Origin of the sequence: Nocardioides sp. NPDC051685 (assembly GCF_044453405.1) — a bacterium.
Classification (GTDB): Bacteria; Actinomycetota; Actinomycetes; order Propionibacteriales; family Nocardioidaceae; genus Nocardioides.
The window spans coordinates 1,012,295-1,030,918 of the sequence record NZ_JBITCR010000002.1; the positions used below are offsets into that span (position 1 = coordinate 1,012,295).

Genomic DNA, 18,624 nt, shown 5'->3' on the forward strand with positions numbered 1-18,624 from the left:
CAGATCAGTCGGGTGGGGCGTTCCGGAACTGGAACTGGACCCGTACGTCGTCGTCCAGCCGGACCAGGATGGTCGTCCCACCCGGGCTCCAGGTGTCGGGCACCAGGAACATCCGGTCGTCGCCCTGGATCAGCAGCCGCAGTCGCCAGTAGCGGAAGCGGTAGTCGTCCTCACCGGCGTCGGGACGTACGACCTCCTCGACTCCCGCGGTGGCCGGGACGTACATCCGCTCCCGGGTGTCGAGGACGACGCTGGGCAGGCTGCGCAGGTTGCGGGCCTGCTCCATCGCCAAGCCGCGGCCGGTCCACTGTGCGGTCGTGGCCGTCGCCCAGACCACACAGGCGGCCACGCCCACCCAGAGCAGCACGATGCGCGGTTCGAGGTGGCCGCGCAAGCGCAGGGCGTACGCCACGAGGGCCGCGCCACCGCCGAGCAGGACCGGCGTCACCAGGGCGTAGTAGGCCCAGCCACCGGCGACGGAGAACGCCGCCAGCAGCACCGTTCCGGCCGCCAGCAGGACCAGCCCGGTGCCGAACACCGTGGTGACCAGCCGGCGGAACCACTCCGCCGTGGCATGTCCGCGGACCCAGCGGTCGAAGGCCAGCACCGCGACGCCGCCCAGCACCAGGACCAGCATCGGGGTCAGCAGCGGCTGCGGGCTGCGCATGACGTAGGCGCGCGTGCTGAGGCCGATGACGTCGACGTCGAGGCCGAAGTAGTCGTACTGGGCGCGGGCGGCGACGTACCCGAAGTAGAAGAGGACGCCGCTGATCACCGTCACCGGCGCGACGAAGCTCGTCGCCAGGCTCACCCAGCGTTCGATCCCCGTCGGCGGCGTCTCGGACATGACTCAGCCTGATTCGGTCGAGTCGGTGGGCTCGGTGGGCTCGGTGGGCTCCGTGTCGACCTCCGGCGCGTCCAGGGTCACCTCGGTGTCGCCACCCTCGACGTTCTCGAGCTCGCAGGGGTCGGCCGGGCAGGTCATCTCGCCACCGAGCCGGAGCACCGCGTTCTGACCCTCCTGCTCATCGGTCCAGGGCACCAGGGAGAGCATCGCGACCTGGCAGCTGGTCGAGTCGGCGGTGAAGACGAACCCGTCCAGGCAGGACGCACCGTCGCAGGTCGCGTCCGCCGGCTCGAAGACCTCCGGCTCGACGACGTAGTCGGTGACCCGGACCGAGACGCCCTCGGGGACCGACGGGTTGTTGCCGTCGGGCCAGAGCCAGCTGACGTCGGCGCAGACCACGCCGGGCGTGCCGTCGAGCGGGAACGACCCACCACCGATCGGGAGCGTCGGCACGGCCACCACCGGCTCGTCGGGATCGGTCGGATCGTCGGGGTCGGGATCGCCGTTCCCGGTCGTCAGGGAGCTCGCATCCGTGACGTCGACCTCCGACCCTTCGTCGGTCGAACCGCAGGCGGCAAGGAGCAGCAGTGCGCTGGCGATCACAGCGAGGAGTGAACGACTCATCCACATGATCAACACCTCCTGAGAACAAGGAGGTACGGCCGCAGACCACTGATACCGCGTGCGGTGGCACGAGGCCGACATGATCGAGACGGAACGGCGATCATGTCGCTCCCACGATCTCCAGCCAGTCGGTGAGAGCGTGCGCGCCACGCGCAGACCGGTAGCCGACGTGACCGTCCGGACGTACTGCGGTGATGCCCGTGCCGGGCCAGCTGTCGATGCGATGGACGGTCACGCGTGGACCAAGAAGGCCGAGCTCGGCGCACTCGGCTTCGCGGGCCAGCAACAGATGTACGCCTGGCGAGGCCGTGAGGTCGTGCAGGCGCGCCTGTCGACCAGCACACGTGACGACACGGTCCGGCAGCCGGTCGCCGGGGCGCGGCCCTCGGGTCAGGAGACCGTCGGTCACCGACAGTGTGCTGCCCGGGTAGCGCACCCACGGCTGGGAGAGGAGGGTGATGACGGCAGCCATGGCCCGGGGCTGTCGCAGCATCACGGGGATCAGGGGTGCCAGCAGGGGCAGCACCCTGCCGCGTACGAGCTGCGGTAACGGGTGGGTGGATGCCTCGGCGAAGAAGACCGTGTGGGTGAGGGCGAGCGCCTGCCGCGCCGCGGGCCGGCGTTCGTGGTCGTAGGAGTCGAGCAGCGCGGCGCGTGAGTGGTCGGCGTACGCAAGCTTCCAGCCGAGGTTGACGGCGTCGATGATGCCGGTGTTCATGCCCTGGGCGGCGGCAGGTGAATGCGTGTGCGCGGCGTCCCCGGCGAGGAAGAGCGGCCCGTGCCGGAACCGTCGGGCGACGCGGTGCTGGAGTCGAACCTTCGCCGACCACGGCATCTCCCGGACCTGCGCCTCCAACCCGGCGTCGTCGATGAGGGCCTGCACCTCGGCCACGGGCACCGCCTCGCCGGGCTGGCCGAACGGCTGGTCCCCGTCGCGGGCCGGGCGCGTGCCGAGCAGCCGCCACGTCGCTCCCTCGCCGAGCGCGAACAGGAACAGCAGGCCCGCACGACCGGCGACCACATGGAGTACGTCCGGCGTGAGACCGCCCTCGAGCTCGATGTCGGCGAGCACGATCTCCTGACGGTAGGGGCCGCCGTCCCAGGCGATCCCGGCGGCGTTCCGCACCCGGCTGGCGGGGCCGTCGCAGCCGACGACGTACCGGGGCGTGGCCAGCTCCTGACCACCCGCCGAGGTGAGAGTCGCACGCGGCTGCTCGCCGGTCATGTCGACCGCGTCGAGCTCCACGCCCCTCTCCACCTCGACGCCTCGCCGGCTCAGGGCTTCGGTCAGCACCTCCTCCACGTCCGCCTGCCGCACCATCGTCAGGTGCGGGTACGGGGTGCCCCGCATGGCCGCCTCCCCCAGCCCGACGTCCACGACCCGGCTGCCGAGGTGGAGCTGCGCCCGCGGGCTCCGGTCGGCACGGTCGAGCAGGGCTGCCGTCACCCCGAGCGGGCGCAGGCACTCGAGGGTGCGGGAGTGCACGATCATCGCTCGCGAGCGCCGGAACGCCTCGCTCCGGCGATCGACCACGCGTACGGTGGCGCCGTGCTCGTGGGCCTGGAGTGCCAGCGTGAGACCGGTGGGCCCTGCCCCGACGACGAGCACATCGCTCATGACGTGCCGGCCAGACACCACCAGTCGGGGACCGAGGGGTCGGCGTGGCCGTCGAGCAGGCCCGGATCGGCGAGCACCTCGTCGCGATGCATCCCGGGCACGACCCGGAAGTCGATCGATCCCGGCTCGCTCACCAGCGCGAGCACCCGCCAGAGAGACCGGGCGTAGTGCTCGGCAAGGTCTGCTTCGTCCCACTCGTAGAAACCGCGGTAGCGACCGTGCTCGTCGGCGGCGAGCCAGAGCTTGGAGACGAATCCCGGGAACCCCACGAACAGCGGGGTGTTCAGCCAGCTCTCCCAGCGGAACAGGACGTGCCCGCGGCCGCGGACCAGCCGGAGCCGGAAGCCCACGACCAGCAGGCACGGCTCGGCGGCCGGCACCGCGACCGATGTCTCTCGATACACCTCACCGGTGGTCCCGTCGGCGAACCGCAGTCGGCGACCCACGTTGACGCGTGGCCAGTGCACGACCCCGGTGGCCAGCATCCGCGCCGACTCGATGACACAGCGAGCCACCGCACGCCACGCGGTCGCGGCCGGCAGCGGTCCCGCTTGAGAGCCCTCGAGGGTCGACTTCGGCTCGTCCGTGCTCATCGGCGGATCCTCTCGTCCGACGGGTGACGCCGTACTGCTCCCCAGGCAACCCCACGTCGTCGTGGCCGAACAGGCGCCAAGGTCCTGCCCGGCATGATCGAAGGTCCCTCGCGTCGCAGCCGGGTGTTGCGCGACGATGAGTGAGGAGGGAGTCCGCCATGACGATGACCACAACCCGCAGGCCACGAACCGGGGTGCGCCGCTTCGGATACGTCGTCGCCGTCCTGGTCAACCTGATCCTGGCCTGGCTCATCGCCGTATGGCCCGGATGGGACGTCGTACCGTTCCTCACGCCGGACACCACCGAGGTGCTGCCGTTCGTCTACGCCTCGATCGCGACCAGCATCCTGGTCAACCTCGTGTACGTCGCCGACGACCGGCCGGCGGTGAAGGCAACCGGCGAGCTGGTCAACGCGTTGGTGGGGTTCGTGACCGTGATGCGGATCTGGCAGGTCTTTCCGTTCGACCTGGACGGGCAATGGGTCGGCTGGGAGTGGCTGGTCTACGCCGCCTTGATCGTCGGCGCGTTCGGCACCGCGATCGGTGCGATCGTCCAGCTCGTCACCCTGGTCCGCATCGCCTTGCGGCAGCAGCACTGAGCTCCACCCGGAGCCGACACCCAGAACGTTGGCAATACCTTCGCAGCTGGCCGCGCAAGCCGTACCCCGTCAACGGGCAGCCGCTGGTCCGCTCGAGCAGCAGAACCCCGACCCGCGCTGGCGGATCAGGGTCCTTTGCAAGTCGTCGCCGCCGATCAGGGGCTCTTGCAGGACGTCGGCCGATCGTCGGCCGGGCCTGTGCATTGACCACTCTGTCCGGCTCCGTTGCCGCCGTTGGTCGGCGGTGCGGGGTTCGCGGTCGCTGGTGCAGCGACCGCGAGCACGCCGAGCGTGGCGGACACCACGACCAAACTCCGAATGTGATGACGCATTCGAGATCACCTCCCCCCACGGCACCCCCGAGCCGTGCTCGATGCTTACTTGCTACTCCCCCGCTGTGGCCGCGTCAATGGCACGTCGTGACCCCCAGGTGGCCATGCGCGCCCGGACACGTGCTGTTCCAGTGGGAGAGCCGGTCCATCCTCAACGGTCCACCGACGAACTCGCCAGCGCATCAAGAAGTGTGCCGCCGACTCCTGGCGCGGCCGCGATCGTGGCGGTCGAGGCCAGATCGTGGGTGCGGCCCTCGAGGTCGGTGACTCGCGCTCCGGCCTCGCGAGCGAGGAGTACGCCGGCGGCGGTGTCCCAGGGTTTGTTCGAGAGCATCACCGAGGCGTCGAGCTTGCCAGCCGCGACCCAGGCGAGGTCGATGGCGGCGCTGCCGAGCATGCGTACGCGTTGAGCGCGCGCCGCGAGGACGGCGGTGATGCGAAGGCGGGTCTGGTTGCGCTCGGCGGCGTCGGGACCGGTGGCGTAGTCGCCGAGCGCGATCATCGCCGATCGAAGCTGGGTGCAGGCGCTCGCGCTGATCGGGTCTCCGTCTCGGGTCGCGCCTTGTCCGCGCATCGCGGCGTACCGGACACCTTCGGCCTGGACTGCGATCAGGCCGATGATCGGCTCGCCGTGGTCGAGGAGGGCGAGGCTGACCGCGGTCATCGGGACGCCGTGGGTGAAGTTGGCGGTGCCGTCGATCGGGTCGAGGACCCAGGCGAGCCCGTCGGTGCTGCCACCGGTCTCCTCGCCTAGGAACCCCGCCTCGGGCGTAGTTCGGTGGAGGCTGTTGCGCATGGCCCGTTCGATGGCCAGGTCGGTCTCGGTGACCGGGTCCCGGTCGCCCTTGAAGGCGACGGAGTGGTCCCTGCTCGCCCGCAGGATCGCGTCGGCTACGTCGACGGCCTCGTGGGCGGCGGCGACGTACTTGTCCAGGTCTGGCATCACGGGGACGTCGCTTCCTCGGGCGCCGCTGCAGACCGAAACGAACAAGACCCGCGGTCGTGTGCGGCACCTGCAACCACAGAGCTGGCGCGCATCATCGGCTAACGGGCCACTCGCCTTCGAGCAGCGAGAAGGAGACGCTGTCGCGCCAGGCACCGTTGGTGTGCACGTGGTCGCGGATCGTGCCCTCGCGCTGAAACCCCAACGACTCCACCAACCGCATGCTCGCAGTGTTCGCCGGGCCAATGTTCGCGGTAAGACGGTGGAGCCGAAGATCATTGAATGCGAACTCGATCATCCTCGACACAGCAGTGCGAGCATGGCCGCGGTGCTGCCACTCCGGTCTCAACGCGTAGCCCAAGTCAGCGGCCTTGACCCCGCCAAGGCCGAGGCGGGCGAATCCGATGATCACCTCGGGCGAGGCTGATTCGGTGATGGCCAGGTAGTACTCGGGTCGCGGCGAGCAGTTCTGACGATCCAAGATCCCGTCCAGCATCGCCTGCGCTTCCTCGCGGCTGCGAGAGTCGAAGCTGAGCCAATGGGTGACCCTCTCATCGCCGACGATCGCGTGTACGCCGTCAGTGTCGCCCTCCTCGAAGTCCCGCAGCACCAGCGCGCCAGCGTCCAGCTTGAAGGGTCGCGACGCGAGCTCGGTCATGGGTTCATCGTCAGCGGTCGGGCGACGAATGCCTCGATCTGAGCCCGCAGTTCTTCAGTGGTTGGGCTGTCGGGGGCCGTGGCCGCCGCTGCACCGACACGTTGAACACTCTTGACGACTCCACCGATCCGGCGGTCCCGCGGAAGGTCGAAAACGGGCGCGATGGATTCGGCTGCACCGTCGATCTCACCTGCGGCAATCCGGACGATCGCCTGGTCGCACCATGCGCCAGCGGCGTCGCCGAACGCCCAGTCAGTGTGGGTGTCGTCGGCGTAGGCGTCGACTGCCAGCTGTGCCGCGGCAACCCCGTCCGGATGGTTGGGCAGCCAGCTCCAGGCGTCAGCGACGTAATACGCCGCGCGTGCGCCGGTGAAGGTGAGGATGCCACCGAGCCCGTCGAGGTCGGTGGGCTCCATATCCTCAGCGATATCGTTGGCGCGGTTGATGCTCTCGGATGCCCGCTCCTGGTTGCCGAGGCGCGCCCATGCGCGCGCCCCCGAAGACTGAAGCCACAAGGTGGCGCTGTTGGTCGCGTTGGACGCCAAACCGCGATCGACGTAGCGCAGCGACTCTTGGGGCCGGTCGTCCCAGTAGGCGATCAGTGCCATCAATCCGTTGAGCCACGATGCGACTGAGGTGTTCCCAGCCTGCTCGGCGAGGATCAATGCGGTTCGCGCCTGAGTAACCGCGGCGCGCGGGTCACCGAGGTCATGGGATGCCTTGGCGAGGATCCCGCCGGTGATCGCGCCGATGCTGAACAGCTGGGTCGCATCCCCAGGTCGACGCGGGCTCAAGATCGCCTGATGAACAGCGTCCTGCAGCGTCACCAGCGGGTTGATCAACTCCGGGAGCGCCTGCACCGGGTAGGCGCGGGCAAGGTCTCGCAGCTCTTCTTCGAGCAGGGAGTAGTCGTCGATGCCGGGCATGTTCAGTGCGAGGTGGCGGGCCTTCTCGGCAGCCATGGTGAGAGCCTCCTGGTAGCTGGGGCGTCCGGCCGGTGGACTCGCGGCCGGATCGTATGGCCCGAGAAGAACCGTGACTGGATGACCGAAGGCGCCTTCCAACGCCCGCGCGATCGCCGCCGTCGGTCGAACCTCGCCGAGGGCGCGGGTGCCCAGGCGTCGCGCGTGGTCCTCGGAGAGCGATACCGACCGCCGCCCATCAATTGCTGAGGCCGCACGCTCCACGGCACGGGCGACGTCACGCCAGGTCAGACCGCGCTCGATCTTGATCGCTTCGAGCGTCGTACGCGGGGCAGCTGATGTCATGTGGTCGTCCTCCTGTTCATACCTTGCCCGAGCAGACAACCGGGCGTCTGCCGATCAAGTCCGATGTCGGGAGTTGTCTGCCGATGTCGGTCGATGTCCGCTGGTGTGCGTCGCGTTGTCGGTCGCATCTTTCAACGCTGGGACCTATGACGAACACCAGCGACCTGAGGAAACACCTCGAGCATAAGCGGCCCGAATCGCCACGAACCGGAGCCAGCCGCATCAACGCTCACCATCCACAGGCATGCACGACGGCAGGTGCGCAAGCGTCACATGTGCCTACGGCACTCCCCCAGCGTGGGGTGGCTCGGTCTTCCTGCCCGGCGCCCCGCCGCACAGTACGCACGGTCCTCGACACCGACCTGCTGATCGCGGTTCTCGACGGCCTCCGTCACTTCGATGCTGGGATCGCCCGATGACCAGGCCTGGGACCCTGAGCGCCGAGCGCCGTACGGCAACCGCGCGACGGGCCGGGCGACCGCGCGTGCTGCCCCAGCCGGTGGTCGGGCGACGGTCGTGGATGGAGCCGCGCGAGGAGGTCCTCGACATCGCAGCAGGCTTGTTCGTCGACCGAGGCTTCGCCGCGACCTCGACGAGGGACCTCGCCGAAGCGGTCGGCATTCGGCAGTCGTCGATCTACTACCACTACCCCTCCGGGAAGGACGAGATCTTGGCCGAGCTGCTCCAACGTTCGATCAGACCGACCCTCGACAAGATCAAGAAGATCGAAGCCCTCGCCGCCGACACTGGTGTCGGGCCCGAGGTGCAGTTGTACCTACTGGCCGTACTCGACATACGCACCCTCGCCGCAGCACCACGCAACGCCGGCGTCCTCACCCGGCTACCCGAGGTGCAGCGCAGGGAAGCCTTCGACCCGTTCCGGGTCGCCCGCGACGAGCTCGAGGCCGCGTACGCACGGATCGGTGCCCGGGTCCAAGCCGCCAGTGGGGTTGCCGCGGAGCAGGTTCCCAGAGGTGACCTCTTGGGCACGTTGCTCCTCCATCTGGTCGAGGTCGTCATCGGGATGCGCTCACGCGGGCACAGCATCAACCAGACCATCGAGGCCATCGTCGCCGCGTCCTGCCTGCGGATCTGCTTGGCCGACCAAACCTGCATCGACGCTGCCGCCGCACAGGCGAACGAACTGATCGGCACTCTCGAGGCCTGATCCCACCGACCGGCCGCTGGCCCATCACGACGTGGTGGGTCGGCGGCTGCAAGACTTTGTCCAGCTTCGCAACAACCGGGGAGGCGAAGGTGGGCGATCGGGCGCCGCAACGCCGACCGCGCGCATCTGCAGGCTTGCGCGTCGTCCTCCTGACCTGCAGCGTTGCCGCTGTCCTTCTCTTCCACCCGTTCACGGCATCCTCGGCCCAGACGCTGGATCTCGATCCCTGCAACAACACCGGCGCACCAATCCCGGCCTCGCCCTACGGTGACGGCGCCTGGGGTGTCAAGCTCAACAACGTTGCCACGGACGCGGACCCGTTCAACAACCCGGAGACCGTGACCTTGGAGTCCGTCTACGGCACCACACCCGCCTGGGTGACCTACGACAACGGATGCACCGGTCAGTTCATGGCCGGTGCCGGGACGGCGCTAGGCAACATCATGTTGCAGATCTCGGGCCTGCTGCCCAACTGGTCCCACCTCCTCCTCGCCACCACCGTCTCTCCCGAATCACCCCTGCGCGCACTGGAGAACCCCGTCGTCGAGGCCACCGCAGCGGTCACCGACGGGGTATGGAAACCGTGGGTGTCGATCACGCTGCTCATCGTCGCCGTCGTCGTCTTGACCCGTGCCCGCGATGGTCACCTCGCCCGGTCCTTCCACGCCGCCGCCTGGGCCGGACTGGTCCTGCTGATCACGACCTGGCTGATCACCTATCCCGCCGAGTCTGTCGACCTTGTAGATGACGGTGTCCGAGGCATGGTCACGACGATCGCCACCGGATTCGCCGACCACCCCGGCCCTGAGGGAACCGACCCCGCTGTGGCGGCGGTGGCAGGCCAGATGGACGATGTCGTACGCGCGACGCAGTACAGGTCATGGGTCAGCGGCACGTTCGGTGACACCGAGTCAGAGACCGCAAAGGCCTACGGCCCGGACCTGTTCCGAGCCACCCACTTCTCCTTCACCGAGTACGACACCTACCGGGACGATCCCCAAGGCGAAGGCAAGAAGATCCTCGACGCCAAGCAAGAGGCGTTCAAGAAGATCGCCGAGCAGGTCGAGCACGAGGACCCGCGCGCCTATGAGTACCTCACCGGTGAGCACTGGAACCAACGCGTCACCACCAGCCTGATCAACCTGATCGTCGTCTTCGCGACCTGCGGGTTCCTCCTCGCCGCCGGGCTGGCGATCCTGCTCTCCTTCGTACTGATCAGGCTGCTGGTGCCCTTCGCGCCGGCAGCGGGGACGCTGTTCATGATCGACCACACCCGGGACCTCGCCGTCTCCTGGCTCCACCGCATCGTCGGCCCCCTAGTCATGGGACCGGTCTTGTTCCTGACCTCGCTGATCTTGCTCCGCATCTACTCCGCGATCCTCAACGAACCGACCGTCTGGTTCGTCCTCCAGATCGCCATCATCACCACCCTCACCCTCGCCGCAACCTGGGCCGTCAAACCAGCCGCCTACGGCATCGGCGACCTCCGCACCGCAGTGGCCACCACCTGGGGACTCGCCACCGGATGGCGACGACCAATCACCCCTTACACCCGGCCTGTAGACGAACGGCCCCTCACCGGATCGCCACCCTCGCCCCCGAGCAAGACCGTCTCCGGAACCGTCCACCAGGAACGACCGGCCCTGCCTCCTGCCGGATCACCTACACGAGCCTTCTCCCCAGCTTCGCGACGCGCCGAGGAGTCGGACACATCGGCGCCCGGCGAGGCGGCTGCCCTCCATCGACGGCCGAGCGCCGACACCTACGACCCAAACCGGGGAGAGGCGTACGCCTCTGGGGATGCTCGTCGACCGGGCGCCTTCCCCGCATACCTTCCAGCATCGACCTACAAGAAGGGCGACACCGAGCCAGGATGGAGCCCGATCAACCGCGGCCCCTGGAAACCATGGATGGGTTATCAGGAGCAGGTCACCGGGGTCCAGCGCACCTCAGACGGCCACATACCCGAGTACCACGTCTACAACTCCGAGACGGGGAAACCCGTCCGGTTCGACGGTCATGTGGAGCGCGGCAAGCGCGAGGTCTTCCTCGATGCCAAGCGCGGCTACCGATTGATCGTCTTCAAGCCCGAACTGCCGAAGTCACAGAGCATGCTCGACAAGCTGATCGACGAAGCCGGCCGCCAACTCGACGTCCTGCCCGAAGAGGCCGCGTTGGAGTGGCACTTCGCCGATCCGTACGTCGCCAACAAGGTCCGCCGCATCCTCGCACAGAACGATCTTGAAGACATCCACGTGATCTACACTCCAAAGGCATGAGCTCAGCGATGGACACAGCTGCTCCCTGGGGTACGTCCGGGGCGTTTCTCATCGCCAAGTGGCTGCCCCGCGACGAGACGACCGTGACGATCGCGCAACGCATCGACGCGCTCTTGTCTGAAGTTTCGGGCGAGCTGGGCACCGGTGAATGGGTCGCCTCCAACGGAGCACCATGGGAAGGCGACCTCGCAGCGCTCGTCGCAGCCCACGCCGTCGTCGACGATCTTGGTGACCCGGACCCGGCATACGGCTACACCATGACACTGATCGGCACGAGCCCGACGATGCGGTTGACAGTCCGAGTCATGGCAGGTGCACGAGTCGCCGGACGACGAGCGCCGAACAACCGCCTCACGATCGAGATCAACGAACTGACCCCTGGGGCTTTCAGCACCCGCGTAGCAGACTTAGTCACGGAAGCAGTCGTGACCGCGTGGCAACCAACCGCAGTCGCATTCAGAAACGACGACCTTATCGACGTCGCCGCACGCGGCGGCTGGTCGATCCCCGTCGGCTATAGGACATGGGTAGCCGACTCTGTCGGCAACGTCACCAGCACCGCCACACAGATCACCGCTCGCCGTCTGGAGCACGGGACCTTCCTATCGGCCCCGGACGCGTGGACCGCCGACGACGCAGCCTCGGCAATGCTCGCCACCCTCCAAGGCAACAGCCTCGACAAGATCCCTCACTGACTGAGACGCTCGCCCGGAATCTGGTTCAAGTCGTCCACGACGGTTCAGCGGGAGACTCATCAACGCTCGTCGGCGACCACCAACCGCCGTCGCGCCGTCGTTTCGAAGACATGCTCGTCGAGCCGGCGCAGGCTGAACTCAGCATCACTCCGCCCAGTTAGACGCGCTCTCTACGTTCGTGCGTGCCGTTGGGTTGCCCGATGCAGCACCGCACTTAGATCTATCAAACGACCACGTGATCTCGGTGCCCGCTGCAGAATTGGTGTTATGAGTTTCGGAGCTCGTGTCATTCAGTGATCCGGGAGCAACGATGTGGATTGTGTTCGTCGACGACACCAAGCAGAAGGGACTGCGTTCCGGAATGGGCAGTCTGCTCTCGCTCGGTGCGGTTGCTTTCCCAGAGGCTCATGTGGCGAGGTACGCAGACCGAGCGGCGGAAATCTACCGTTCCCACAACACACCTGCTGACGCTGAACTGAAATGGAGTCCTCGAAAAGGAAGTTGGTTCAAGTCAGATGCTGGCGCGGCGTGCCTGACCGATGTTCGCCAGGAGTTGCTGACCGCAGCGAAGGACTGTGGCTGCCGCGCCGTGGTCGTCTCGTTCGACCTTGGCCGAACTAGCATCCAAGGCACACGCGCAGAGCAAGACGTTTTGAAATACCTGTTCGAACGCATCGTCATGATGTTGGGCGACGAGCGTGGCGTCGTCGTCTGCGACAAGCCCGGCGGCGATCACAAGGCGGAGGACAACTGGATCGCTGGGACGTTAGACCTCACAAACTTCGGCACAAACTATGTCAAGGCCGACGCTGTAGTTCTCCCGATCCTAACCGCGCCTTCACATCACCACCCTCATCTGCAACTTGCGGATCTTGTCGCCGGCTCAATGACCGCGGCGGTTGCGGGAGTTCGGTTCGGGCTCGACTTGGTCCCGTACGTCAAGCCCCTGCTCCATGCCAATGCCTTCGGCGCAATTGCCGGCACCGGCCTGAAGCTGTTCCCGGACGAAATTGTCAACGTGTACCACTGGGTACTCGGCGCCGACACTTACATTCGCGGATCCTCCGGCTACGCATTGCCCCGTCCCTTGCGGCCGTACGAGAAAGACGATGGGATGTCCCTCGTTGGCAATCTCCGAAGTCACCTTGCCGGCAAGAGGTTCGGATCCGATTCGTGACGTTCAAATTCTGCTGCCTTGAATCGCAGGTCAGGTAGAGCAGTGAGGCCGACCTGGAAATTCGACTTGGGCCAAGACCATCGCCGCCGTTGGGCCGAAGCGAGCACCAACCGGGCTCCAAGGTGGCGGTAACGGCCGAACTCAAGGTCGGAGATGGCCTGATGCCATACCGCTGGCGTACAGGGTGTTGCGAACAACGATGAACGCGGAGGCACCCACTCTAGGATCTGTATCGTGCCCACCTACATGAGCATCGCCGTCGCACTCATAGATGACCAACCAACGCTTCTGGTCGAGTGGGAGGGACAGGACGTTGAACGCCACCCGATCCCGGCGGTGAAGAAAAACCGTGCGCTGCGGTTCGCTGCAGGTGAGCCTGGTCATCGCTCTACCGTTTGGCGTCTCTGGGGTGCGAAGAACGCGGACGACGTTTACCTTGCAAGCCGGTCATCGGCAGGCGAGTTCAAGGTGAGCCTGCACCAGTCGGGGGACTGGAGATTCCAGGCGATCGACCTGCGCAAGGAGAACGACACCCACTTCGGCGGCCTTGATCCCGTGCAGGGAAGGCTCTTGCACCAGTGGACGAGGCCCGCGGCCGACGAAGCGGGTTGGACACGCGCCGTCACTATTCAAATCCCTTTCGAACATCTGTCCGTCGTCCCCAACGACGGCGTTAAGTATTCCGACGTGCGCTGGATTAGGGCACTGCGACCTGGGCACACCCTGATGTTCGAAGTAGTGCTGGTTCCACTTGACGCCGAACAAGTAGTCGTGCGGTCATTCGACCTCGATTCCGAAGACTTCGCGGCTGTGGTCGATGCGATCCTTCTTCCCGGGGGCGAGGTCGTTCTCGTTCTTGCCTTTACCGAGCCGACCCCAGCAGGAACTCTCGACGCAATCGACGCACGGCTGCAAAAGTATGCCGCTGACGGTTTCGCGGCACCCCAGTCATGGGACCGGTCCCCGGAGTCCGCGCCGAGAACCCTCACGTTCCAGGACGATGAAGGTGTCTTGGTGCTCTTCGATCTGGCGCTGGGAGCACTCGGGAAGAACCATGGCTAGTTCGCCGCACGCGGGGCTAACACGGTCCCGTGGTCGGCCACCAGGCGCCCCAGGACTTGATCGGGCATCACCCTGGCGGCAACGGCCGGACACGGGCGAAACCTGAGCTGCACATTGAGACGGCCGCCCGCGCTCAACTCAGGTGAGTCATTCCGCCGCATGGAGGGCTTGTCCCGCTCCGCGACCCTCTCGCCACGGTTGATTCCGCCGGCCGCCAACCGCGGCAATTCCTGCGGCAGTAACACGCCGGTTGGTGCAGGGTATCGGTGTGGACGAACAGCAGATCCGGCAAGCGTTTGATGATGTGCTCGACCAGGCATTGGTCTTTCACGGCTTCGCCGACTACATGCGAGATTACGAGTTGTACATCTACGCAACGGCAGATCCCCGCACAGGGATCGAACCGGAGCACCTGAGGTACCGGTTCACCCACTGTGTCCGCGCCACGGTGAACACGGCCGTCCGGCGTGATGTCTGGGTCTACTCGCAGGACGACGACCTGATCGACTACGACACCTGGATCCAGGCCGGTGAGCGCGAAGCGTACGTCTGGGGCGTCAAGTGGCAGGTGTTGTACCCCGGGCATGCAACTCGTAGAGGGGTCCCCCGAGGCCCAGGAGTGGTCCACCGAGATGGGGCGACCGTTCCATGAAGCCTTGATCGAGACGAACGGCCACAACATCTCTCTCGTGTTCGCAGACCTCGAGGTCACAACGATCCCACCCGGGTTCGCGCCGTTCGTCGTGCCAGCATCAGGCCGGACGCCAAGTTCCCCCTGGACTGAAGTTCAGGACCCCGGCGCGCGCCGCGCTGCTCCAACGCCGTTAGCGTTGATCTGTTCGAGTGCCTCGCCGTGTTGGCGGCGAGCATGGCCAGGCCTCGCCGTGGGTCGTCGCGTGAGGTGACGCATGTCCACCACATCGAAGCTGCTGCCGTTCCAGCCACTGTCGATGACGACCGCCGAACTGGCCGCGGTCTCGTTCCTAGCCCGCTACTCGGGCCACACCCACGAGCTCTACGCATACCAGCTGCGCCGCTGGTTCGCGTGGTGCCAGACCAACGGGTTGGACCCGCTGACCGGGATCCAACGCGCCCACGTCGAGCTCTACATCCGCAACCTGGACGAGGCCGGCCTCATGGCGTCCTCGATCAACACGATGATGCACGGACTCCGCGGCTACTTCCGCTTCGCACACATCGACGGACTGATCCCGGCCGACCCCGCCGTCTACGCACGACTGCCCAAGGTGCACGCAGACGAAACCCGAACCCAAGGCCTCGACCGGCTCGAGCTGATCCGCTTCCTTCAGATCGCCCAGACCATCACCGTCCACCACGGCGCCCTGGCCTACCTGCTGGGCATCAACGCGCTACGGGCCTCCGAAGCAGCAGCGGTCCGGATCGAAGACTACGCCGATCACTGCGGGGCCACCGCGTGCTCCACCTGGTCGGCAAGGGCGACAAGCCCGCGACCATGCCGCTACCGTCCCGGTCCTCCGCGTTCTGGAGGCCTGCCGCGGCGAACGGACCACTGGACGACTCATCTTGCGACCCATGTCGGGCAAGCCGATCGACCGACGCGACGCGTACCGGATGATCACGCGGGTCGCGAAGGCTGCCGGAATCCCTCGGCACATCAGCCCGCACTCGTTACGCCACGCAGCGATCACCAACGCACTCGACGCGGGTGTCCCGCTCCGTGACGCCCAGATCCTGGCCCGCCACGCGGACCCCAGAACCACCGAGCACTACGACCGCGCCCGCGGGAACCTCGACCGCCACGGTGTCCACTTCCTCACCGCCTACGTCGCCGGCGTCTGACCGGCCCAGAATTATTCGGCACCATCGCGGGGACCTCCAGAACGAAATTGGTGGCAGAACCTGGTGCCAACTCCGGTAGGGCGCGGATCAGGAGCGCCCGCCACGGCCTAGAGTCTCTCGGGTGACATATGGCTGGGCGGATGTCGATGGTTGGGTCGTCAGGATCCGCCGGGTCGACGAGGATGCTGACCGAATCTGGTACGACCGCCGCGACGGAGTGTCCGGCTGGTATCGACACCCCGCGGCCATGGAAGTTGCCCCGGGACAAGTCGTGTTCCTGCCGCGCGATCTCGAAGCCGAAACCCCTGAGTTGGTTGCCGACGATTACTGGCCGAACGACGGGGCCGAGATTGGCACGGTCCGACGGCTCAGCAACGACGGCTCGATCGCCGTGCTTGAGATCGATGGCAGGCTACGAGCGTTCCCGCAGCGCGCGGTCGACCCGTTTGTCGAAGGCCAAACCATCGCCTTGGATTCCGATGGCGTTCCCGGCAAACTCGTCAGCGACACTGCCGTGGACCGTCTGGGTCTTCACCGGGAGTCCGAGGGTCTAGATCCGGCGAGCCTCATGGTTGAGCCAGAGTCGATCGACGTGAGCCTCGACGATTTCGGGGGTTCTCGCGCGCTGGTCGAACGAGCGAACGAGCTCGCCAAGGTCGCGCTCGACCCCGCACAACGGCTTGAGAAGCTTGGGGTGAATCCGGTCAAAGGGATCCTTTTCAGCGGCCCGTCAGGAACCGGCAAGACCCACTTGGCTCGCGCGCTGAGCCGGTCGGTCCACGCCCGGTTCTACCTCGTTGACGGCCCCGAGATCATCAACAAGTGGGTGGGCGAGAGCGAGCAACGGCTCCGTGACCTCTTCGATCACGCTAAGGAGCACGCACCGGCGATCTTGTTCTTCGACGAACTCGACAGCATCGTTTCGAGCCGTGGCCCGGATGCGCCGGAATACGCGACCCGCTTTGTCGGCCAGTTTCTGACTGCACTCGATGGCTTCGAAGCTGCAGGACAGGTCCTCGTCATTGCGGCAACCAATTTGCCCGGACAGCTGGACGCTGCGCTTCTTCGACCCGGCCGGCTCAGTTTCAAGATCGAGTTCAGCGGTAATCCGACTCCCGAAGATCGCCTCGCGATCTTGCGCGCATCAGCCCGCAAGGTACTTGGCCGAGAGAACGCCGACTGGCCCTCGCTCGTCGATGCGACCGACGGGTGGAGCGCGGCCGAACTGGCAATGATCTGGACTGAGGCAGGCGTGTTGGCAGTACTCGATGAGCGAACGTCTCTGTGCACGGAGGACATCGAAGCGGGGCTCGTCTGCGCTGCACGCAACCGCCAGGTGTCACGACGACAGGCCGAGATGAGATGAGCAACCCAGACCGATATCCCAAGTGGCTCCGGCGGTGGCGTCGACGACGCGCCTGGCAACAGAACCGGCGTGAGTTCGTCTATCTCGACGAGGTAAGCGTGACGAGTCTCGTTGCCGCGCGGGAGGGCGCCGTCGCCGAATCATACAAAGACACGTTGAGCGCGACGACAACCGCCGAGGCGGGTACAACCCTTGGGCTATCAGCACCAGCCGGAGGCTCTACTGTCGGCTGGAGTTCCAAGGTCACCTCGGGCCAGACAACGGCGCAGGAGGTTGTTCGGCGTGCGGTGATTCAGGGGACCTTCCGAAACCTGAGGATCGGCGACACCGACCTCAAGCTTTCGGTTGAGGACCAACCAGCCCGCACACGCCCGAAAGCAGTGGAGACGACGTCAGGCCTCGTCGATTGCATCGCCAAGCTTGAGAAACAGCGGCGGGCGGTGCGAGTCTGTGATCTGGATCGAGGCGACGTGCTCGAAGTCAGAGTGGACCTCGACGCCGAGAAGACCTACCAGATCACCGCCGCAGTCACATCGATTCTCGACCTCCTCAAGGAGCGGGCCGCAATGTTCGGCCTGGCGGAATCACAGTTGACCGAGGGCGAGGTCATTGCGGAGTTGCTGCGCCGCCTGCTTGTTGACCTTATTCCGATCACTGCACAGGTCACCAGCCACCGCCGAGTCGTTATCGACGGCGAACCATGGCTCGTCGATGCTTCGATGATCAAGGACCCGAGCCCACTGGCGGACGAAGCATCCATAGTGACCCTTGCCGGGGTTACGGAGCTTCCGTTGTTCTGGAAGGACGTCCGCCGAATCCTCTTCGACGGGTCGTCGTACACAGTCTATGCGCGGCTTTCCAAGCCAGGACTCCACGATTCCTGGTCGCCAGTGAAGCTGGCCGATGTGTTCGAGCGCATCTTTCCAGACGTCGGCGCTCACATGCGGGCATTGCCAGTCGTCCTCGGGGCAACCACCGCTGGACGCACCGTCCCCGAGCCGCCACCCCCCGCCGAGACACTCCTGACCCGGGGGCTCATCCCCTTTGGCCTTCAACTTGCCGAGCTGACGGAGCGCTCGATTGATGAAGCCGCACTTGCAGGGGTGGCAGCTAGAGCCGCCCAACGCATCGCCTCCACGGAGGACCTTGCCGACGTCGGCATCGTGAGAGCCGCCTTCGCGGAAGTCACAGATTTCGTGGCGGGTGATCAGGCCGTAGGTCGCGAACTCGTCCGATCCCTTCGGGAGGCCCACCAGACGATCGCTCGACTCCAAGTCGCCCTGGAGTCGGTACAGCATGCAGCGACCGATCCGGTGCAGGGGCATACACCAGCGCACCTGTTGGAGGTCGAGTTCATCGCCATTTACTGGTGAGCGATGAGGGTGACGCGCCCCGCATCGCGCACGAGATCCGCCTCCTACCCGACTCGATAAGTGTGCGTCCGCCGGGAGTCCGCTCTCCGTCCCGACCAGCGTCACTCCGGCTCCCTTCTGTTGTCAACCGGTCTGGCGTAGCGTCTTGTCTGCGGGTCCGGGAAGTGGCTGATCCGAAGTGTCGATGAGCAGGGGAAGGTC

General features: G+C 66.2%; 18 protein-coding genes. 11 read left to right on the forward strand and 7 right to left on the reverse strand.

Features of this window, described 5'->3' with window-relative positions; genetic code table 11:
• Nucleotides 1–4: 4 nt before the first annotated feature.
• The 4 genes from ACIA03_RS09970 to ACIA03_RS09985 form a co-directional block, all read right to left on the reverse strand.
• Nucleotides 5–847, reverse strand: a complete 843-nt coding sequence (locus ACIA03_RS09970) for a hypothetical protein (protein WP_396981730.1) — start codon at nucleotides 845–847, stop codon at nucleotides 5–7.
• 3 nt (nucleotides 848–850) lie between these two features.
• Nucleotides 851–1,471, reverse strand: a complete 621-nt coding sequence (locus ACIA03_RS09975; RefSeq protein WP_396981732.1) for a hypothetical protein — start codon at nucleotides 1,469–1,471, stop codon at nucleotides 851–853.
• A 100-nt stretch (nucleotides 1,472–1,571) separates the two neighbouring features.
• A complete protein-coding gene (locus ACIA03_RS09980) occupies nucleotides 1,572–3,089 on the reverse strand; it encodes an FAD-dependent monooxygenase (RefSeq protein ID WP_396981734.1) in 1,518 nt (505 codons plus the stop codon).
• On the reverse strand, nucleotides 3,086–3,682 hold the full coding sequence (locus tag ACIA03_RS09985; protein ID WP_396981736.1) for a hypothetical protein: 597 nt from the start codon (nucleotides 3,680–3,682) through the stop codon (nucleotides 3,086–3,088). The genes ACIA03_RS09980 and ACIA03_RS09985 overlap by 4 nt, the downstream gene beginning before the upstream one ends.
• 158 nt (nucleotides 3,683–3,840) lie before the next feature.
• Between ACIA03_RS09985 and ACIA03_RS09990 the strand changes: the two genes are divergently transcribed.
• A complete protein-coding gene (locus ACIA03_RS09990; protein ID WP_396981738.1) occupies nucleotides 3,841–4,281 on the forward strand; it encodes a hypothetical protein in 441 nt (146 codons plus the stop codon).
• 483 nt (nucleotides 4,282–4,764) lie between these two features.
• Here the strand turns inward: ACIA03_RS09990 and ACIA03_RS09995 are convergent, their stop codons facing one another.
• From ACIA03_RS09995 to ACIA03_RS10005, 3 genes are all read right to left on the reverse strand, one after another.
• Nucleotides 4,765–5,556: an inositol monophosphatase family protein gene (locus tag ACIA03_RS09995; RefSeq protein WP_396981740.1), complete on the reverse strand. Its 792-nt coding sequence runs from the start codon at nucleotides 5,554–5,556 to the stop codon at nucleotides 4,765–4,767.
• 94 nt (nucleotides 5,557–5,650) lie between these two features.
• Nucleotides 5,651–6,214, reverse strand: a complete 564-nt coding sequence (locus ACIA03_RS10000; RefSeq protein ID WP_396981742.1) for a GNAT family N-acetyltransferase — start codon at nucleotides 6,212–6,214, stop codon at nucleotides 5,651–5,653.
• A complete protein-coding gene (locus tag ACIA03_RS10005) occupies nucleotides 6,211–7,482 on the reverse strand; it encodes a hypothetical protein (RefSeq protein ID WP_396981744.1) in 1,272 nt (423 codons plus the stop codon). The genes ACIA03_RS10000 and ACIA03_RS10005 overlap by 4 nt, the downstream gene beginning before the upstream one ends.
• Before the next feature lie 415 nt (nucleotides 7,483–7,897).
• Here ACIA03_RS10005 and ACIA03_RS10010 point away from each other — a divergent pair, with 415 nt between their 5' ends.
• The 10 genes from ACIA03_RS10010 to ACIA03_RS10055 all read left to right on the forward strand — a co-directional run bounded on the left by ACIA03_RS10010 (nucleotide 7,898) and on the right by ACIA03_RS10055 (nucleotide 18,423).
• Nucleotides 7,898–8,650 (forward strand): TetR/AcrR family transcriptional regulator, encoded by a 753-nt coding sequence (locus ACIA03_RS10010; RefSeq protein ID WP_396981745.1) that lies wholly within the window; start codon nucleotides 7,898–7,900, stop codon nucleotides 8,648–8,650.
• Between the two features lie 134 nt (nucleotides 8,651–8,784).
• Nucleotides 8,785–10,929: a Tox-REase-5 domain-containing protein gene (locus ACIA03_RS10015; protein WP_396981747.1), complete on the forward strand. Its 2,145-nt coding sequence runs from the start codon at nucleotides 8,785–8,787 to the stop codon at nucleotides 10,927–10,929.
• Nucleotides 10,926–11,624 carry a hypothetical protein gene (locus tag ACIA03_RS10020; protein ID WP_396981749.1) on the forward strand — a complete coding sequence of 233 codons (699 nt, stop codon included), beginning with the start codon at nucleotides 10,926–10,928 and terminating at the stop codon, nucleotides 11,622–11,624. Before ACIA03_RS10015 ends, ACIA03_RS10020 begins: the two co-directional genes overlap by 4 nt.
• 310 nt (nucleotides 11,625–11,934) lie before the next feature.
• Nucleotides 11,935–12,801 carry a DUF3800 domain-containing protein gene (locus ACIA03_RS10025; protein ID WP_396981751.1) on the forward strand — a complete coding sequence of 289 codons (867 nt, stop codon included), beginning with the start codon at nucleotides 11,935–11,937 and terminating at the stop codon, nucleotides 12,799–12,801.
• Nucleotides 12,802–13,035: 234 nt separating this feature from the next.
• Nucleotides 13,036–13,863: a hypothetical protein gene (locus ACIA03_RS10030; RefSeq protein WP_396981753.1), complete on the forward strand. Its 828-nt coding sequence runs from the start codon at nucleotides 13,036–13,038 to the stop codon at nucleotides 13,861–13,863.
• A gap of 268 nt (nucleotides 13,864–14,131) precedes the next feature.
• Nucleotides 14,132–14,515 carry a hypothetical protein gene (locus tag ACIA03_RS10035; protein ID WP_396981755.1) on the forward strand — a complete coding sequence of 128 codons (384 nt, stop codon included), beginning with the start codon at nucleotides 14,132–14,134 and terminating at the stop codon, nucleotides 14,513–14,515.
• Between the two features lie 256 nt (nucleotides 14,516–14,771).
• Complete coding sequence (locus ACIA03_RS10040) at nucleotides 14,772–15,566, forward strand: tyrosine-type recombinase/integrase (protein ID WP_396981757.1); 795 nt, start codon at nucleotides 14,772–14,774, stop codon at nucleotides 15,564–15,566.
• On the forward strand, nucleotides 15,457–15,684 hold the full coding sequence (locus ACIA03_RS10045; RefSeq protein WP_396981759.1) for a tyrosine-type recombinase/integrase: 228 nt from the start codon (nucleotides 15,457–15,459) through the stop codon (nucleotides 15,682–15,684). Before ACIA03_RS10040 ends, ACIA03_RS10045 begins: the two co-directional genes overlap by 110 nt.
• 121 nt (nucleotides 15,685–15,805) lie before the next feature.
• Nucleotides 15,806–17,050, forward strand: a complete 1,245-nt coding sequence (locus tag ACIA03_RS10050) for an ATP-binding protein (RefSeq protein WP_396981761.1) — start codon at nucleotides 15,806–15,808, stop codon at nucleotides 17,048–17,050.
• Entirely contained in the window at nucleotides 17,047–18,423 is a 1,377-nt protein-coding gene (locus ACIA03_RS10055) for a hypothetical protein (RefSeq protein WP_396981763.1), read from the forward strand. Before ACIA03_RS10050 ends, ACIA03_RS10055 begins: the two co-directional genes overlap by 4 nt.
• The last annotated feature ends 201 nt before the right edge of the window (nucleotides 18,424–18,624 follow it).

Bases quoted from the DNA above. Each gene is read 5' to 3' on its own strand.
- ACIA03_RS10020 (WP_396981749.1), top strand. From the start codon at position 10,926: ATGAGCTCAGCGATGGACACAGCTGCTCCCTGGGGTACGTCCGGGGCG.
- ACIA03_RS09995 (WP_396981740.1), bottom strand. From the start codon at position 5,556: ATGCCAGACCTGGACAAGTACGTCGCCGCCGCCCACGAGGCCGTCGAC.
- ACIA03_RS10010 (WP_396981745.1), top strand. From the start codon at position 7,898: ATGACCAGGCCTGGGACCCTGAGCGCCGAGCGCCGTACGGCAACCGCG.
- ACIA03_RS09990 (WP_396981738.1), top strand. From the start codon at position 3,841: ATGACGATGACCACAACCCGCAGGCCACGAACCGGGGTGCGCCGCTTC.
- ACIA03_RS10005 (WP_396981744.1), bottom strand. From the start codon at position 7,482: ATGACATCAGCTGCCCCGCGTACGACGCTCGAAGCGATCAAGATCGAG.
- ACIA03_RS10025 (WP_396981751.1), top strand. From the start codon at position 11,935: ATGTGGATTGTGTTCGTCGACGACACCAAGCAGAAGGGACTGCGTTCC.
- ACIA03_RS10000 (WP_396981742.1), bottom strand. From the start codon at position 6,214: ATGACCGAGCTCGCGTCGCGACCCTTCAAGCTGGACGCTGGCGCGCTG.
- ACIA03_RS10045 (WP_396981759.1), top strand. From the start codon at position 15,457: ATGATCACGCGGGTCGCGAAGGCTGCCGGAATCCCTCGGCACATCAGC.
- ACIA03_RS10055 (WP_396981763.1), top strand. From the start codon at position 17,047: ATGAGCAACCCAGACCGATATCCCAAGTGGCTCCGGCGGTGGCGTCGA.
- ACIA03_RS09985 (WP_396981736.1), bottom strand. From the start codon at position 3,682: ATGAGCACGGACGAGCCGAAGTCGACCCTCGAGGGCTCTCAAGCGGGA.
- ACIA03_RS10040 (WP_396981757.1), top strand. From the start codon at position 14,772: ATGTCCACCACATCGAAGCTGCTGCCGTTCCAGCCACTGTCGATGACG.
- ACIA03_RS09975 (WP_396981732.1), bottom strand. From the start codon at position 1,471: ATGAGTCGTTCACTCCTCGCTGTGATCGCCAGCGCACTGCTGCTCCTT.
- ACIA03_RS09970 (WP_396981730.1), bottom strand. From the start codon at position 847: ATGTCCGAGACGCCGCCGACGGGGATCGAACGCTGGGTGAGCCTGGCG.
- ACIA03_RS09980 (WP_396981734.1), bottom strand. From the start codon at position 3,089: ATGAGCGATGTGCTCGTCGTCGGGGCAGGGCCCACCGGTCTCACGCTG.